This window comes from Pseudarthrobacter sp. MDT1-22, assembly GCF_054511035.1.
This window is the reverse complement of record NZ_JBTNDK010000021.1, coordinates 1-15,539: the sequence shown is the minus strand read 5'-3', so window position 1 is coordinate 15,539 and position 15,539 is coordinate 1. Positions and strand designations below refer to the sequence as shown.

The window sequence follows — 15,539 nt, the reverse complement described above, 5'->3', positions numbered from 1 at the left end:
GCCCCCGCGCACGACTGTTGCAGCCAACGATAGTCCGGCGGCAGCCCTCAGGGCGCCGAATCCCGGACTATCAGGTCAAAGCCCGCCTCCGCGTGGACCCCGTCTGCCCTCGCTTCCAGCCCGTCAATCCGGTCGATCAGCAACCCGACGGACCGTTCCGCAATCTCATCCATGCCGGGCGACACGGTGGTGAGCGACGGCGAGGCGAACCGTGCCTCGTCGATGTCGTCAAAGCCCGCCACGGCAACGTCCTGGGGCACCTTCACGCCACGGACGAGCAGTTCGTGCATGGCGCCCAGGGCGAGGGCGTCGTTGAGCCCGAAGACGGCGTCGAACGGAATGCCGTGTTCCAGGAGGCCGGCGACGGCGGCTGCTCCCCCGTCGCGGCGCCATTCCCCGGGTGCCACCAGGGCCGGGTCAAACGGGACACCGGAGTCCTCCAGTGCGCTCCGATAACCGTTGAGTCGCAGGCCGGCCGAGCCCGCTGATTCGCCAGGATGGGCGCCGAGCACGGCAATACGACGGCGGCCTCCGGCCAGCAGGTGGGCGGTGAGGGCCTGGGCGGCGTCCTGGTTTCTCATGGTGACCAGATCCAGCCGGGGAACCTGAATGTGCTCGCCGAGCAGCACCACCGGCTTGCTGCCGCGGTGGGAGGCGACGGCATCGGCCCTCATGACGAGTGGCGTGAACAGGAGTCCGTCGGTCAGCTGCCGCAGCGGACCCTGCAGGGCACCGAGTTCGTTGGCTTCCAGGGCGCCGGACTTCCACCAGCACGCGGTAGCCGCGCCGCTCCGCCGCCGCCATCACCCTTGAGGCCAGCTCTGCGTAGTACGGCGCCGCGAGGTCGGACAGCACCAGGCCCAGCATGTGGGTCTTCCCGGAGCGCAGGCTGCGAGCTGTCAGGTTCGCCTCGTAGCCCAGTGCGGCAATGGCATCCTGGACCCGTTGCCTGGTGGCCGGCCGGATGAACTCGTAGTCGTTGAGCACGTTCGACACGGTCTTCAACGACACCCCGGCGACGCGCGCCACATCGTTCATGGTCACTGCCATGAGCGGTCAGCCTTTGGCAGCCTTGGCCGCCGCCTTTGCTGCCTGCTTGCTGGCCCGCACCTTGGCGAGCGATTCGGGACTCACGATGTCGGCAACCGAAAGGAAGGCATCCTCCTCGCCGTAGTGGCCGGCGGCCTCGCGCCAGCCGGGTGCGTTCAGCCCGCGCTGCTTCCCCAGGAGCGCAAGGAATATCTTTGCCTTCTGCTCCCCGAATCCTGGCAGTGCCTGCAGGCGGCGCAGCACCTCCGGGCCGTCCGGGTCGCCCTTGGTCCAGATCAGCGTCGCGTCGCCGTCCCAGTCATGCTGCACCGTCTCGGCGAGCGCCTGGACACGTCCCGCCATCGAGCCGGGGAACCGGTGCACCGCCGGCCGTTCCTTGAACACGTCGACGAAAGCCTGAGGTTCGTACGCGGCCACCGCGGCCGGGGCGATGGACCCGATCCGGGCCCGGATCTTCTCCGGCCCGGCAAAGGCGGATTCCATGGTTACCTGCTGGTCCAGCAGCATGCCTGTCAGCAGCGCAAACGCGTCATCGGTCAGCAGTTGGTCGGCGGCCGGGTCACCGGTGATATGCAGTTCCATGGCCCTCATCTTTCCACCTCCCGCGGCCTGCGTCATGACCTGGAGTTTTTGTCCATGTAATGGGACTTCGCCAGTCGTTTTGCGCATTACGTGGACAAAAACTCGGTATCCGGACACGAAGTTGCCGCCCGGTACCGGACCGTGAAAACACCGAGTTCGCGGGTCAGTTCCAGGTGTTCGACGAGGGCGCCGAAACTCCGTCGCCGGAGGGGTCCGACGCTGAACGCCGGCTCATGGTGATCGTCCCGGCGGAGGAGAACTCATCAGCGCGGAGTTGAGTAGTTCTTCCGAAAAACCAAGTACTACCTAATTTGAAAAACAAGTACCGATTACGCGGTTGCCGGGGGCCCCGCCAGAACTAAGTTCGACTAATGAGTTAAGACTCGCAAACCGCACTGGTTTGGATGTCTCACTAGGGGGTTGTGGGAAGGATGAATACACGACTCGACAGCCGCGTTTTCCCGCTCCAAGGGGTCCGGGAAATAAGCGGGGCCGGCGACGAGGAGGTCTTAGAGACCAAGGCCTCTCCCCCAGCCGTCGCCGGCCCTTTGTCCTCCACGCTTCACATTCATCAAACGCTTCCAATCAGTTCCTGGTGTGCCGGCGGGAGGCGAAGGTGAAGTATTCCCGATCCGAGGCTTCCCAGGCACACGCGTCGGCGGGCAGGAGGCCAGCGCCCGCTCATCCGGCCCAACACACCACCCAGCATGCAGCCCCGCATCCGGGGCCGGCGGCAATCCCGGACCGCAGGCCCATCCCGGCACCGGGCGATCGTCCTGGCGCGGAACCGGCAGCCAAGGCGTTCACCATCGGGATGGTCGGCGCCGACGGGCTTATCCCTGACTTGGTCACCGGCTCGAAGGACCTGTCTGACTCCCTGGAGATCCTGGCCCACCTGGGAGCCGCCACGCTGAGCCGGCTCGCCGGCGTTCCCATCGAATGCGCCCTGGTCATGAGCCGGGCCAAACGCTCCAGAACCACCGCTGGAACGGGCACGCGGACCGCGACGTTGGCCCGGTTGGAAAAGGAAGTCGGCGAAGGCCCCCTGACCGAAGCCCTCACCGGCACAGGGACCGCGGCCATGAACCACGTGGCCTCCGACTTCCGCTGGGGACGCTACCGGCCGCACTTGCAGGACGCCGGGTTCGACAGCGTCCTGGGCCTGCGGCTTTCCCTGGATGAGGGCACCGAGGCCGCCCTCGCCTTCTTCGCAGCCAGCCCCCAGGCGTTCCCGCTGCACGTCACCGCCGAGGCCCGCAGTTTCACTGACCTCGCGTCCCGCGGCCTCAGGCTGGCCCTTGAGTTGGAGTCGGCCAGCACCAGGGCGTCGGACCTGCAGTCAGCTTTGGAAAGCCGGACGTCCATCGACATTGCCTGCGGCGTCATCATGGCGCAGAACAGGTGCTCCTACAACGACGCAATTGCCATCATCGCCAAGGCATCCAGCCACCGGAACATCAAGCTCCGCAAGGTGGCTGAGGGCATCCTGGCGAACCTGCCAGGCGGAGCACCGGACACGCATTTCGAGCATTAGGCTTCCTCAGGTCATCCACGTTGGCCAATGCCCATGCCCCTGCCCATGCCCGTGCTGGGGTGTACACGAAAGAAGACCAGAGACGAAGTGTCTCTGGTCTTCCGCGTGGGTGGGCCCTGTGGGGATCGAACCCACGACCCACGGATTAAAAGTCCGATGCTCTACCAACTGAGCTAAAGGCCCCAGCCGACGGTCAAACGACCGATCAGCCCAGTCCATTTCTGGACGTAAAATACTTTACCCCACACACGGGGCGGCTTTGGCACGCAGGTTGTCCGCCGCCGTCGTATGTTCCGAATTCCGCACAGCGTCACCGGCGCTGGCAAGGTCCATCCTGGCTGCAAACAGTACTCGATTTCCCGCGCGGCACAGGAGTAGCGTGGGAGCATGAGCGAACAAGCAGGACCCAGTCACTACGGCGGAGCCAACCGGCATCACAAGCCCAAGCCGTTCGCCCCCATCGACTTTGAGCCGTTCGCAGGCGGCCCCGATCCTGCGCGCGTCTCCGAGGCCGCCCACCTCGCCGCCCAGGCACTGGTGCGCCACGGACGCGACAGCGACGATCCCGTCATCACCGAACGCCTGGTCAAGCTGACCGACGAGCAGGGCCTGGAGGCCATCGCGGAGATGTGGGCGGAAAGCCCGGCGCGTTCGCTGCCCGGCGCCCTCTGGCGGCTGTACGCCCTGCGCGCCGCCACCGTCCAGGACCCCGAACGGATCTCCGTGTACTTCCGGGCAGGCAAGGACACCGCGCAGGTTTCCAACGTGGTGGCCGGCGCCGCTGAACCGCCGGGAGCCGAGGAAATGCGGACCATGGCTGACGCCATTCTCTCCGGAGCGTTCGACGGCGAGTTCGACGTCGCGCTGGAACGTTCCGCCGCGTTCTGCCGCGTGGTGGCGCTGGGCCAGGCGACGATCGCCGACGGTGCCGAGCTCGGCAACGAGGCCCACGCAAGCAAGCTCACGCGGAACTCGCACCAGCTCGTGAAGACGGCCGAGGACCTTGAACATGCGGCAAACGCCTGGCGGCTGGGCGAGCTCGACTGAACCACCGGCGCAGGTCTGTCAATGTTGACTTGGGCCAAGCAACGTAGAACACTGAAACTGGTGTCGAGCCGCGAAACCCCCGGGCTTCAACAATTAGCCGCCTAGAGCGGCCTACCGCCGAGAGGCGTATCCGGTTCGGCACCATTTTTCTGCCTGTTTACAGGCCGCGGGCACTGGGCCGGTAGAATCAACATCAGCTGCTGGCCTGCGTCAAGTCACAAGTGGGCGGCCCCCGACCCCTGTACATCCCCGGAGACCGGTATCCCAACGTGAAGCTGCGCCTTTTTCCCCAGGAGCCCGCAGGGCTGACCCTGCTGTCCCAGATGGCCCAGCAAATTGTGCACGCCAGCGCCACCATGGCAGAGATCCTTGGCGTCCCCGCGTCCGAGCACGCAAAACTCGTGGACGACATGCACAACCACGAGGCCACGTCCGCTGAGCTTCACTTCGCCCTGCTCACCCACATGCGCACCAGCTTCGTAAACCCGCTACCCCGCGAAGACATGTACGCACTGTCCCGCTACCTCAACGAGGCCATCGAGAAACTGGATGCCGCCGCCGAGCTGGTGGCCCTGTACAAGCTGGAGCGGTTGCCAAAACGGGCGGCGGACCAGGTGGATGTCATCAGCCGGCAGGCCGAACTCACGGTGGACGCCATGCGCCGGCTGAACAACCTCGATGACCTGGAGGACTACTGGATCGAGATCCTGCGGCTGGCCAAGCGCGCCGAACGGTCGCACCGGGTCTGGGTGGCGGACATGATCCACGAAATGAAGTGGGCGCAGTATTCCCGCCACCGCGACATCGCCAACCAGCTGGTGGAAGTCACCAAGGACATGCGGCGCATTGCCACCCAGGTGGGCAGCATCATCGTCAAGGAATCCTGAGGTGACCGCAGTCATCTTTGCTGCGGTGGTTGTGCTGGCCGCGGGATTTGCCTTCCTGAACGGCTTCAGGGACGCCTCCACGTCCGTTGCGCTGGCTGTCCGCACCCGGGCGCTCACGCCAAGCGTGGCCGTGCTGCTTGCGGCCTTCTTCAACTTCCTGGGCGCCCTGCTCAGCGCCAGCCTGGCGGTAACCATCAGCCAGACCTGGATCAGCCTTCCAGACGGCACCAACGGCCTTAGCATGCTGGTTGCAGGGCTCGCGAGCGCCTGCGTCTGGGGTGTCCTGCTGTGGTGGCGCGGCATCCCGGCGTCCTCCACCCATGCCCTGGTGGGAGGGCTGGGCGGCGCCGGTCTGGCCAGCCTGGCCGTGGGCGGCGCAGGTGTGGGCGCGGTGAACGAGTCGCTGCTGTTCCAGGTGGTCCTGCCGCTGCTCCTGTCGCCACTGGTTGCTTACAGCGGCGCGTTCCTGCTGGTTTTCCCAGTCACGTGGGCGGCACGCTACACCCAGCCCAACGTTGTCAACCAACGCTTCCGCCGCAGCCAGTCCATCGCCGCCGGCGCCGTGGCATTCGGGCACGGCCTGCAGGACGGCCAGCGGATCAGTGCCGTGCTGCTGCTGGCCCTGCTGGCGGCTGGATATTCCGACGGCGGCACTATCCCCATGTGGGTGGCGCTGCTCTCCGCGGTGATGATAACGGTGGGAACGCTTTTCGGCGGCTGGCGGATCTCTCAAACCATCGGCTACAAAATCACCCGGATTGACCCGTTGCGGGGCTCTGTGGCCCAGATCTTCAGCGCGGTGATCCTGTTCGTGGGCGCCATCGGACTGCACTGGCCCGTGTCCACCACCCACATCGTGACGTCCGCCGTGCTGGGCGCAGGCGAGAACCAGAACTTCTCCGTGACCAACCGGAAGCTGGTGATCCGCATTCTGGGGCTGTGGGTCCTGACCCCCGCGGCAACCGCTGCCGGGGCGTTCGTGCTGGCCTTGGCGATGTCACCTTTGGCGGGCTGAGCGCAAGCTTTAAACGCCGCATCGACTGTCCCCACCGGCTCCCTGGCCGAGCTTGCGAGGTTAGGGAGCCGGTGGGGCTTATCCGAAGCGGCCGGAGACGTAGTCCTCGGTGGCTTTCACGTTGGGGTTGTTGAAGATGGTCTGAGTGTTCCCGTATTCGATCAGCTTGCCCGGTTTGCCGGTACCGGCGATGTTGAAGAACGCCGTCTTTTCCGAAACGCGGGCGGCCTGCTGCATGTTGTGGGTCACGATCACCACGGTGTACTGGTCCTTGAGATCGTTGATAAGGTCCTCGATGGCCAGCGTGGAGATCGGGTCCAGCGCGGAGCACGGCTCGTCCATGAGGATCACCTGCGGTTCCACCGCAATGGCACGGGCGATGCAGAGGCGCTGCTGCTGGCCGCCTGACAGGCCGGATCCTGGCTTCTCCAGGCGGTCCTTGACCTCGTTCCAGAGGTTGGCGCTCTGGAGGGACCTCTCTACGAGGACGTCGGCCTCGCCCTTGGAGATCTTCTTGTTGTTCAGCTTTACGCCGGCCAGCACGTTGTCGCGGATGGACATCGTGGGGAACGGGTTGGGCCGCTGGAAGACCATGCCGATCTGCGAACGCACCGTCACGGGGTCCACGCCGGGGCCGTAGAGGTTGTCGCCGTCCATCAGGACTTCGCCTTCGACGCGGGCGCCGGGCAGAACCTCGTGCATGCGGTTCAGGGTGCGCAGGAACGTGGACTTGCCACAGCCTGAGGGACCGATGAAGGCCGTTACGGACTTGGCCTCGATGTTGATGCTGACATCCTCCACGGCCAGAAAATCGCCGTAGTACACGTTCAGGTCTTTGACGTCGATGCGCTTAGACATGGTGTTCCTTCACTTGCTGGGGTACGGATTGAAGTCTAGGGTTTGGCCGCGAGGACCGGAATGGCCTGCTGTAAAAATTTCACCGGCCGGTCTTGGGAGCAAAGGTCCTGGCGACCAGCCGGGCGCCAAGGTTCAGCACCATTACCAGGATGATCAGCACCAGGGCGGCGCCCCAGGCCCGCTGCGAGGACGGGTCCGGGTTCGCCGGCGAGGTGGGGTTCAGGATCTGGGTGTAGATGAACGTGGGTAGCGAGGCCATCCAGCCGCCGAACACGTTGTTGTTGATGCTGGTGGCAAACCCGGCGGTGACCAGGATGGGCGCAGTCTCACCGATAACGCGGGCGATCGCCAAGGTGACGCCGGACGCGATGCCGGAGATCGCCGTCGGGATAACCACCTTGAGGATGGTGCGCCACTTACGCACACCCAACGCGTAGGCCGCTTCGCGCAGTTCGTTGGGGACGATCTTGAGCATTTCCTCGCTGGAACGCACCACTACGGGAATCATCAGGACCGAAAGCGCGACGGCGGCGACGGCACCCGTTTTGGTGCCGGGCCCCACCACGGCGAAGAAGAACGCTGCGGCGAACAGGCCGGCCACGATGGACGGGATGCCCGTCATAACGTCCACAAAGAACGTGATGGCACGGGCCAAACGGCCGTCGTGGCCGTACTCCACCAGGTAAATGGCGCTCAACAGTCCGACGGGCACGGAGATCACGGTGGCTACCAGCGTGATCTGGATGGTGCCCAACAGGGCGTGGTAGATGCCACCAATAACGGGGGCACCCTCTTCAACGGCCTTATTGTCGTAGACGCCCGTGACGCCGTTCATGGAGCTGGTGAGGAAGCCCGGGGCGATGAGGCCGGGGACTCCGTTGACCAGCACCGTCCAGATCACGGAGATCAGTGGGAGCAGCGCGATCAGGAACGAGCCCACCACTAGGCAGGTGGCCAGCTTGTCCTTGGCTTTGCGCGAGCCTTCCACCGCCGCACTCCAGCCCACCAGGCCGGCAGCGAAGAGGATGGCCGAGACGATGCCCCAGCCAAAGGCATTGAACCCGATCAGTGCCAGGATTGCCGCGCCCACGATGAGCGCGAGTCCCAGGACAACGTACGGCGCGTACTTGGGTAGCTGGCCTTTGGTGAGGGCTGAACGCTTACTGCGCACGGGGGTAAGAGTGGAGGACATTTAGTTGGCTCCCGAGAATTCTTTGTGCCGGGTGATGATCCAGCGGGCAATCATGTTCACGCCTAGGGTGATCACAAACAGGACCAGGCCTGCGGCGATGAGCGTGCTGACCTTCAGGCCGCTCGCTTCGGGAAAGTTCAGGGCGATCTCCGCGGCGATGGTCTGGTTGCCGGACGTGATCAGGCTGGCTGTCAGGGCACCGGAAGAGAGGACCAGGGCAACTGCCATGGTCTCGCCCAGCGCACGGCCCAGGCCCAGCATGACGGCGCTGATGATGCCCGGACGGGCGAACGGCAGGACCGACATTTTGATCATTTCCCAGCGCGTGGCGCCGAGGGCCAGGGCGGCTTCCTCATGTAGCTTGGGCGTCTGCAGGAAGATTTCGCGGCTCAGGGACGTGATGATCGGCAGGACCATCACCGAGAGCACAATGCCCGCGGTCAGGATGGTTTTGCCCGTGGCAGAGGCGGGACCCTGGAAGATGGGCAACCAGCCCATGTTCTCGGCCAGCCAGTTGTAGGCGGGGGAGATTTCCTTGGCAAGGAACGCCGCGCCCCAGGCACCGTAAATCACCGACGGGATGGCGGCCAGGAGGTCCACCACATAGCCAAGGCCGGACGCCAGTCCGCGCGGGGCGAAGTGAGAGATGAACAGGGCCACGCCGATGGCGATGGGTGTCGCGATCACCAGGGCAATGGTGGCCGCAATGAGGGTGCCAATAACGATCGGCCAGATGTAGGCGAAGAAGCCTTCGCCGCCCTGGATCTCGGCGGCCGGGGCGGTGAGCGCCGGAATGGCCTGGACAACAAGGAAGAGTGCCACGCCGAACAAGACGGCGAGGATGAGGCACCCGGCGGTCAGGGCGGCGCCGGAAAAGATCTTATCCCCGGCGCGGCCTGCGCCCTGGGAACTAGTCAGGGGGGTGGCGGTCATTCCAGACCCTTCGGTTGTGGGCGGTGCCTAAATCGAGCTTACAAGCCAAAGTTCCCCGCCCCGCCTTTCGGCGTGGCGGGGAACATGGTTCAGGGACAGGTACTAGGACTTGACCTTGATGGATTCGATGGCCTTGACGGCCTTCTCGGCCAGGGCCGAGGACAGCGGCGCGGACTTGGCAGAATCGGCGGCGGCCTGCTGGCCTTCCTTGGAAACTACATAGTTCTCGAAGGCCTTGACCAGGTCAACGGTCTCCTGCTTGTCATAGGTGGCGCAGACAACGTGGAAGGAGACCAGGACGATCGGGTATGCGCCTTCAATTGTGGTCTTGCGGTCCAGCTTGATGGACAGGTCGTTGGCGGTGCGGCCTTCAACGGGCTTGCCTGCATCAACAGCCTTTGCGGCTGCGTCAGCGGAGATCTTGGTGAAGGACTCGCCAACCTTGATCTGAGCAACGCCGAGCTTGCCGCTGACTGCGGAATCATCTGCGTAAGTCACTGCGCCGGGGGTATCGGTGACGGTCTTGACAACACCGGAGGTTCCCTTGGCGTTCTCGCCCTGCAGGCTTGCAGGCCAAACGCCGGAAGCCTTGTCGGTCCAAACATCCGCAGCAGCAGCCGCAAGGTACTCGGTGAAGTTGGTGGTGGTACCGGAATCGTCAGAGCGGTTCACGGGAGTGACCTTCAGGTCCGGGAGGGAGACTCCCGGGTTCAGGGCGGCGATCGCCGGATCGTTCCAGTTGGCGACCTGGCCACGGAAGATCTTGGCAACGGTAGCTGCGTCAAGCTTCAGCTCGGTGATGCCCGGGAGGTTGAAGGCAACCGCGATCGGGGAAATGTAGACCGGGATGTTGATGGCGCCGTCAGGGCCACAGACGGTCTTGGAGGATGCGAACTCTTCGTCCTTCAGGTAGGCATCCGAGCCGCCGAACTGGGCTGACCCGTCCACGAGCGCCTTGCGGCCAGCGCCGGAGCCATCCGGGGAGTACTGCACGGTGGCGCCGGGGTTGGCGGCGGCGAAGCTGGTCTTCCAGGCGTCCATCGCTGCGCCCTGCGCGGAAGAGCCGATGCCCGTCAGCGTGCCGGTGACCTTGGGGCCGGCGGAAGTCTGGTTGCCTGCAGGCGTGTTGCCCGTGGCGTTATCTGAACCGCAGGCGGTGAGCGCGAGTGCGCCGACTGCGATTACAGCGATAGCCGCGTGGCGGCCGAAACGGAGTGCCTTCACTAGATGTACCCCTTCCAGGGATATTCAGCGGCGGCAGGACCGGAGACGCCCTGCAGCGCGATGCGTACGTTTTGTACCTTCAACGAATCTATGGGCCGCAGGTAACGGGATGGGCGGCCGCAGATGAACAGGAGATTAACGACGGCAGCATATTGGCTTACAACTGCAGCGTCACCATTGCGCAGGTCACACTTTCGGGCGTAGGTGCCGGGCCGGCAAATAGACTGGAGGGCATGGCCGCAGCAGCAGGATTCTCAGCAAGCAGGCGTTTCCTGCGCGGACGCATCCGGACCGGCCTGGTCCGGAGCCGGAATTCCCTGGTTCCCGCCGTCCAGATGACCGCGTGCGCGGTGGGGGCGTATGCCTTCGCCGAGTACGTCCTGGGGCACTCCGGACCCCTCTTTGCGGCCACATCGTCACTGATCGCGTTGGGCTTCTCGCGTGACCCGCGGCTGCGCCGGGTGATGGAGGTGGGCCTCGGCTGCACCATCGGGATCGCCGTCGGTGATCTGCTGCAGCACTGGCTGGGCAGCGGAATCTGGCAGGCCGCCGTCGTACTTCTGTTCTCCATCCTGCTGGCCCGTTTCCTGGACAGCGGCAACATCTTCACCACGCAGCTGGGCCTGCAATCCTTGCTTGTGGTGCTGTTGCCGGCGCCGGACGGCGGGCCTTTCACGCGCAGCCTGGACGCCGTGGTGGGTGGCCTTTTCGCCCTCCTGGTGACCATCCTGATTCCGAAGGATCCGCGCCGGGAGCCCCGCAAGGATGTCCGGAAGCTGCTCCACGAACTGGCCGAAGTGCTTCGGGAATGCGCCACCGCCCTGACCGAAAGCGACTCCACGCAGGCCTGGCACGCGCTGATCCGCGGCCGGAACTGCCAGCCGCTCGTGGACGCGATGCGCCATTCCCTGCGCGCTTCCGGTGAAGTGGCCACCCTCGCACCGGCCCACCGCCGGCACCGCGACGAGCTCGACCGGCTTGAGAATTCCCTTGACTTCATCGACCTTGCGCTCAGGAACAGCCGCGTCTTCGCACGCCGGCTGACCAGCGCCATCAACCACGCCGCGCTTTCAGACAACGCCACCGCGAACATCGCCGACGTGCTCCAGGAAACCGCGGCCGCGATTGATGAACTGTCGCTCGGCCTGGCGGAAACGCAGGACGGCGTGCGCCGCGCCCATCTTCGTACGGCCCGGCAGGACTTCAGCGAGATCGCGATGAGGCTGCACCCCAAATTGCTGGAGGTCGAGCGGCTTGAGGGTGAGACTGTGGTGATGCTGTTCCGGCCACTCATGGTGGACCTCCTGGAGGCCACCGGCATGGATGCGCGCGAGGCCCGGGACGTGCTGCCGGGGTTGTAGCGCTGTCGCCCAGATGGCACTTCGCGCCAGTCCCGAGGCCTGCCATCGGCATGTGCTGTCATCTCGCGGGTCTTGAGCGTTCCTGTGCGTTCCCCGGCATCACCAGTGGTGCCTGCCCTCCAAATAGGTCAACCCCCCGCGCTGCCTGCTGCCCTCTCTCGGGCCAATACTGTCGGTGCCCGCCAGTAGGGTGGAACCCATGGCAACAAAGACTTCCCGGGCGTCCAAAGCGCCGGCTTATAAGTGCGCCGAATGCGGCTGGACCACGGTCAAGTGGGTGGGGCGCTGCGGCGAGTGTCAGGCGTGGGGCACGGTTGAGGAAACCGGCGCCGCCGTAGCGCGTACGACGGCGGCAACCACAGTTCTGGAGCCGGCTCGCCGGATTGCCGAGGTGGATGCCACTACGGCGGCTTTCCTGCCCACCGGCGTGGACGAGCTGGACCGCGTGCTGGGCGGCGGCCTGGTCCCGGGTGCGGTCATCCTGCTGGCCGGTGAACCTGGTGTGGGCAAGTCAACCCTCCTGCTGGATGTCGCGGCCAAGTTCGCCCGCACGGCGCAGGATGTCCTGTATGTCACGGGCGAGGAATCCGCGGCGCAGGTGAAGCTGCGAGCCGAACGGATCGACGCCGTCGCGGATTCCCTGTACCTGTCCGCCGAAACGGACCTGGGGCAGGCACTGGGGCAGGTGGAGAAGATCGAGCCGCGGCTGTTGATTGTGGACTCGGTCCAGACGCTCAGCAGCGCAGACGTCGACGGCAGCGCCGGCGGCGTCTCGCAGGTACGTGAGGTTGCGGCGTCCATCATCGCGGCGGCCAAGCGCCGGAACATGACCACGTTGCTGGTGGGGCACGTGACGAAGGACGGGTCAATCGCGGGGCCGCGGCTGCTCGAACACCTGGTGGATGTGGTCTGCCAGTTCGAAGGCGAACGTCACTCCCGGCTCCGGATGCTGCGCGCGGTGAAGAACCGGTACGGGCCCACGGACGACGTCGGCTGTTTTGACCTGAATGAGAACGGCATCGAAGGGCTGACGGACCCTAGTGGGCTGTTCGTCAGCCGCACCAAGGACCCTGTTTCAGGCACCTGCATCACGGTGACCATGGAAGGGCGGCGGCCGCTGCTGGCCGAGGTGCAGTCGCTGCTTGCGGAGAGCGCCAACTCGCAGCCCCGGCGGGCCACCAGCGGCCTGGACAGTTCACGGGTGTCCATGCTCCTGGCGGTGCTGCAGCAGCGTGCCGGCTGCCTGCTGCACAAGGACGATTCCTACGTGGCCACCGTGGGGGGTGTGAAGCTCAGTGAACCTGCCACTGACCTCGCCGTTGCCCTTGCCGTCGCGTCCGCGAAGGCCCGCAAGCCCCTGCCCATCCGGCTGATCGCTTTCGGCGAAGTAGGCCTGGCCGGCGAGGTCCGGCCCGTGCCCGGCATAAACCAGCGCATCCAGGAAGCACACCGTCTGGGCTTCACCCACGCAGTGGTCCCGGCCAGCCACAACGGACCCGGACCCGTGCCACCAGGCTTCTCCGTCCGGGAAGTGGAGCACCTTACGGAGGCGTTGAGCCTGCTGATCGGGTAGGGCAGCCAGGCTTTCACAACGACCTTCAGGCAGCCGGAGGTCATCACGGCTGTGTCTGGGGGACAGACTGATGCATCAAACGCAAGGAAATGGCTCGACGCCGGGCCAGGAACCGCCAAACGACGGTCTTCTCGCAGGGAGGATCGACGCGCTATTCGGGGGCCTTGACGCCCGCGGGCGCGTGGTGTTGAGCCACCTGCCGCTGACGGTGACGGTGGTCCTCATCGTGGCGGCCGCTGCGTTGTTCAGCCCTGAAACCCTCGTGGATGAGCGTTTCAGGCTGGCGCTGCTGGGCCATTCGGTCATCTTCGTTGCGTGTGCGGCTATCCCATGGGGCAGGCTGCCGGCCAGCGTGTTGAGTGTGATTCCGGTCCTGGATTGCCTTGCCATTGGCTTTACGAGGGAAGCCGGCGGGCCAAGCTTCAATGTCTTGAGCCTGATGCTCGTCTTCCCCGTGATCTGGCTGTCCGTGGGCCGCCAGCGCAGCAGGGTGCTCCTCGCTGTCCTGGGGGTCGTGCTCAGTACCGTCATCCCGGCCGCGGCCCTCGGCTCCCCGCCCACCCAGGGGTCGATGATCCGGACCGTCTTCCTGCCGTTGGTGATGGCCGCAATCGCCGTCTCCGCGCATATCGTCTCAGGAACACTCCACCGGCAGCGCAAAGCGCTGCTGCGGAAAGACCAGGCCCTGGCGGAAACGCTTGCTGAGAGTGTGGACCGCCAGCGGCTCCTGGACGCCGTGCTGGTGGCGGTGGGAGTGGGCGTCTGGGTGGTGGACAAGGACGGAAACAATGTCCTGATCAACCGGGCCATGCGCGATGATCCGACGTTGGCCCGACTGACCGAAGCGGAGAGCACTACCACCCTGCTGCTCAGCGACCGGGCGACGCCGGTGCCTTCCGGCGGGCTCCCCGCTGCCCGAGTTGCCCGGGGCGATATGTTCACGGACGAGCTGATCTGGGCAGGCGATGAAAAGGACCAGCGCGCCTTTCCGTCAGCGCGCACGCCATTTGCTCCAGGGACGGAGCGCGCAGCGGCAGTGTCATAACGTTGGTGGACGTGACAGCCCTGATCACAGCGCTCGCCGCGAAGGACGACTTCGTTGGCACCGTCTCCCACGAGCTGCGAACGCCCCTGACGTCCATTCTCGGCTACCTCGAACTCGTTCTGGAGGAACCCGGCATAAAGGGATCGAAGCCGAACTGCAGGTGGTACACCGGAACGCGACGCAGCTGTTGGGCCTGGTGAACGATCTGATTGCGGTGGCCTCTGAACATGTGGACCTTTCGCTGCAGGAGGCTGACCTCGCCCGGCTCCTCGCCGACGTTGTCGATTTCACGCTCCCCCAGGCCGCCAACAGGGGCCTTGAACTGGTCCTGGCGGTGGGGCCGTCGCTCACCGCCCGGATGGACATCCTTCGGATCCGCCAGGTGGTCAGCAACCTGCTCGCCAACGCGATCAAATACTCTCCCGACGGCGGCCGCATCACCGCCCGGGCGCACCGCACCGGCACGGACCTCGTCTGCTCGATCACCGATCCCGGCGTCGGCATGAGCCCGGAAGACCAGGAGCAGGCGTTCACCAAATTCTTCCGCTCCGCGCGGTCCCGCGAAACGGCCATCCCCGGGGCGGGCCTGGGGCTCCCCATCAGCAAGACCATCGTTGAAGGCCACGGCGGTTCGATGAGCCTCACCAGCGCGCCTGGCGCAGGCACCAAGGCGACATTCGTCCTGCCGGCGTCCTGAACGACAGTTCTCAGGGCTGGAGCACTGCGCCTGCCGGTTGGAAGTTGAGGAGTACTTTTCCTGATGTGGCGGAGTTCCTGGCTGTTTCGAAGGCTTCCAGGCCTTGGCTGAGGGGGTATTCGTGGGTGATGACGGGGCCGATGTGCAGGGTGCCGTCGGCGAGGGCTGTGATGACGTCGTCGATTTCGTTGTTGAAGCGGAAGGACNCAGCCCGACCATGACCACGGTACCGCCGCGCCCCGCGCCCTGAATGGCTGAGGCCAGGCCGTGGTGGCTGCCCGAGGACTCGATGACCACATCGGCCTGCACCGCGGCGATCGCGTCCGTGTCCCCGGCCTGCAGGGTGTGATCCGCTCCGACGGCGGCGGCGATCTCCAGCGGTTTGGCATGGACGTCGACGGCGGTGATCCGAACCGCGCCGGCACGTCTGAGGACCGCGACGGCCAGGGCGCCGATCGGGCCGCAGCCGATCACCAGCACACTCTTGCCGGCCACGTCCCCGGCACGTCCGACGGCGTGCCAGGCCACCGACGCGGGTTCG

The 15,539-nt window shown here is 65.4% G+C and carries 14 protein-coding genes, 1 tRNA gene and 2 pseudogenes; 9 read left to right on the top strand and 8 right to left on the bottom strand.

Annotated features, from left to right (window positions below; all coding sequences use genetic code 11):
* Window positions 1-47: 47 nt before the first annotated feature.
* Both ACX80M_RS15665 and ACX80M_RS15660 read right to left on the bottom strand, forming a co-directional pair.
* A pseudogene (locus ACX80M_RS15665) lies at window positions 48-1,050 on the bottom strand (LacI family DNA-binding transcriptional regulator).
* Between the two features lie 6 nt (window positions 1,051-1,056).
* Window positions 1,057-1,641, bottom strand: coding sequence for an HhH-GPD-type base excision DNA repair protein (locus ACX80M_RS15660; protein ID WP_252612048.1), 585 nt, complete (start codon window positions 1,639-1,641; stop codon window positions 1,057-1,059).
* A 607-nt stretch (window positions 1,642-2,248) separates the two neighbouring features.
* Between ACX80M_RS15660 and ACX80M_RS15655 the strand changes: the two genes are divergently transcribed.
* Window positions 2,249-3,166 (top strand): ANTAR domain-containing protein, encoded by a 918-nt coding sequence (locus ACX80M_RS15655; RefSeq protein ID WP_459309947.1) that lies wholly within the window; start codon window positions 2,249-2,251, stop codon window positions 3,164-3,166.
* A 110-nt stretch (window positions 3,167-3,276) separates the two neighbouring features.
* Here ACX80M_RS15655 and ACX80M_RS15650 read toward each other — a convergent pair.
* Window positions 3,277-3,349: transfer RNA gene (locus tag ACX80M_RS15650), tRNA-Lys, on the bottom strand.
* A 204-nt stretch (window positions 3,350-3,553) separates the two neighbouring features.
* Here ACX80M_RS15650 and ACX80M_RS15645 point away from each other — a divergent pair.
* The 3 genes from ACX80M_RS15645 (at window position 3,554) to ACX80M_RS15635 (ending at window position 6,115) form a co-directional block, all read left to right on the top strand.
* Window positions 3,554-4,213, top strand: coding sequence for a hypothetical protein (locus ACX80M_RS15645; protein ID WP_056347859.1), 660 nt, complete (start codon window positions 3,554-3,556; stop codon window positions 4,211-4,213).
* A 269-nt stretch (window positions 4,214-4,482) separates the two neighbouring features.
* Window positions 4,483-5,100, top strand: a complete 618-nt coding sequence (locus ACX80M_RS15640; protein WP_252602466.1) for a DUF47 domain-containing protein — start codon at window positions 4,483-4,485, stop codon at window positions 5,098-5,100.
* A 1-nt stretch (window position 5,101) separates the two neighbouring features.
* Window positions 5,102-6,115, top strand: coding sequence for an inorganic phosphate transporter (locus ACX80M_RS15635; protein WP_252602467.1), 1,014 nt, complete (start codon window positions 5,102-5,104; stop codon window positions 6,113-6,115).
* A 78-nt stretch (window positions 6,116-6,193) separates the two neighbouring features.
* On the opposite strand, the gene pstB is transcribed toward ACX80M_RS15635, so the two are convergent.
* The 4 genes from pstB to pstS form a co-directional block, all read right to left on the bottom strand.
* Window positions 6,194-6,973 (bottom strand): phosphate ABC transporter ATP-binding protein PstB, encoded by a 780-nt coding sequence (pstB, locus tag ACX80M_RS15630; protein ID WP_058930354.1) that lies wholly within the window; start codon window positions 6,971-6,973, stop codon window positions 6,194-6,196.
* 79 nt (window positions 6,974-7,052) lie between these two features.
* A complete protein-coding gene (gene pstA / locus ACX80M_RS15625) occupies window positions 7,053-8,165 on the bottom strand; it encodes a phosphate ABC transporter permease PstA (protein WP_459309946.1) in 1,113 nt (370 codons plus the stop codon).
* On the bottom strand, window positions 8,166-9,098 hold the full coding sequence (pstC, locus tag ACX80M_RS15620; RefSeq protein ID WP_104063028.1) for a phosphate ABC transporter permease subunit PstC: 933 nt from the start codon (window positions 9,096-9,098) through the stop codon (window positions 8,166-8,168).
* Between the two features lie 102 nt (window positions 9,099-9,200).
* Window positions 9,201-10,322, bottom strand: coding sequence for a phosphate ABC transporter substrate-binding protein PstS (gene pstS / locus ACX80M_RS15615; RefSeq protein ID WP_252612042.1), 1,122 nt, complete (start codon window positions 10,320-10,322; stop codon window positions 9,201-9,203).
* Between the two features lie 233 nt (window positions 10,323-10,555).
* On the opposite strand from pstS, the gene ACX80M_RS15610 reads away from it, so the two are divergent.
* From ACX80M_RS15610 to ACX80M_RS15590, 5 genes are all read left to right on the top strand, one after another.
* On the top strand, window positions 10,556-11,683 hold the full coding sequence (locus ACX80M_RS15610; RefSeq protein WP_104063030.1) for an FUSC family protein: 1,128 nt from the start codon (window positions 10,556-10,558) through the stop codon (window positions 11,681-11,683).
* Between the two features lie 199 nt (window positions 11,684-11,882).
* Window positions 11,883-13,256, top strand: a complete 1,374-nt coding sequence (gene radA, locus ACX80M_RS15605) for a DNA repair protein RadA (protein WP_459309945.1) — start codon at window positions 11,883-11,885, stop codon at window positions 13,254-13,256.
* 70 nt (window positions 13,257-13,326) lie between these two features.
* Window positions 13,327-14,301: a hypothetical protein gene (locus tag ACX80M_RS15600; RefSeq protein ID WP_459309944.1), complete on the top strand. Its 975-nt coding sequence runs from the start codon at window positions 13,327-13,329 to the stop codon at window positions 14,299-14,301.
* A gap of 11 nt (window positions 14,302-14,312) precedes the next feature.
* Entirely contained in the window at window positions 14,313-14,501 is a 189-nt protein-coding gene (locus tag ACX80M_RS15595; protein ID WP_459309943.1) for a histidine kinase dimerization/phospho-acceptor domain-containing protein, read from the top strand.
* Window positions 14,498-14,998, top strand: coding sequence for a sensor histidine kinase (locus ACX80M_RS15590; protein ID WP_459309942.1), 501 nt, complete (start codon window positions 14,498-14,500; stop codon window positions 14,996-14,998). Before ACX80M_RS15595 ends, ACX80M_RS15590 begins: the two co-directional genes overlap by 4 nt.
* Before the next feature lie 10 nt (window positions 14,999-15,008).
* On the opposite strand, the pseudogene ACX80M_RS15585 reads toward ACX80M_RS15590, so the two are convergent.
* A pseudogene (locus tag ACX80M_RS15585) lies at window positions 15,009-15,539 on the bottom strand (zinc-binding dehydrogenase); the annotation flags it as partial.

What these genes read in the sequence shown, in the direction of transcription:
- pstA (WP_459309946.1), bottom strand. Translation starts at nt 8,165, where the DNA reads ATGTCCTCCACTCTTACCCCCGTGCGCAGTAAGCGTTCAGCCCTCACC.
- radA (WP_459309945.1), top strand. Translation starts at nt 11,883, where the DNA reads ATGGCAACAAAGACTTCCCGGGCGTCCAAAGCGCCGGCTTATAAGTGC.
- ACX80M_RS15660 (WP_252612048.1), bottom strand. Translation starts at nt 1,641, where the DNA reads ATGAGGGCCATGGAACTGCATATCACCGGTGACCCGGCCGCCGACCAA.
- ACX80M_RS15600 (WP_459309944.1), top strand. Translation starts at nt 13,327, where the DNA reads ATGCATCAAACGCAAGGAAATGGCTCGACGCCGGGCCAGGAACCGCCA.
- ACX80M_RS15610 (WP_104063030.1), top strand. Translation starts at nt 10,556, where the DNA reads ATGGCCGCAGCAGCAGGATTCTCAGCAAGCAGGCGTTTCCTGCGCGGA.
- pstC (WP_104063028.1), bottom strand. Translation starts at nt 9,098, where the DNA reads ATGACCGCCACCCCCCTGACTAGTTCCCAGGGCGCAGGCCGCGCCGGG.
- pstB (WP_058930354.1), bottom strand. Translation starts at nt 6,973, where the DNA reads ATGTCTAAGCGCATCGACGTCAAAGACCTGAACGTGTACTACGGCGAT.
- ACX80M_RS15645 (WP_056347859.1), top strand. Translation starts at nt 3,554, where the DNA reads ATGAGCGAACAAGCAGGACCCAGTCACTACGGCGGAGCCAACCGGCAT.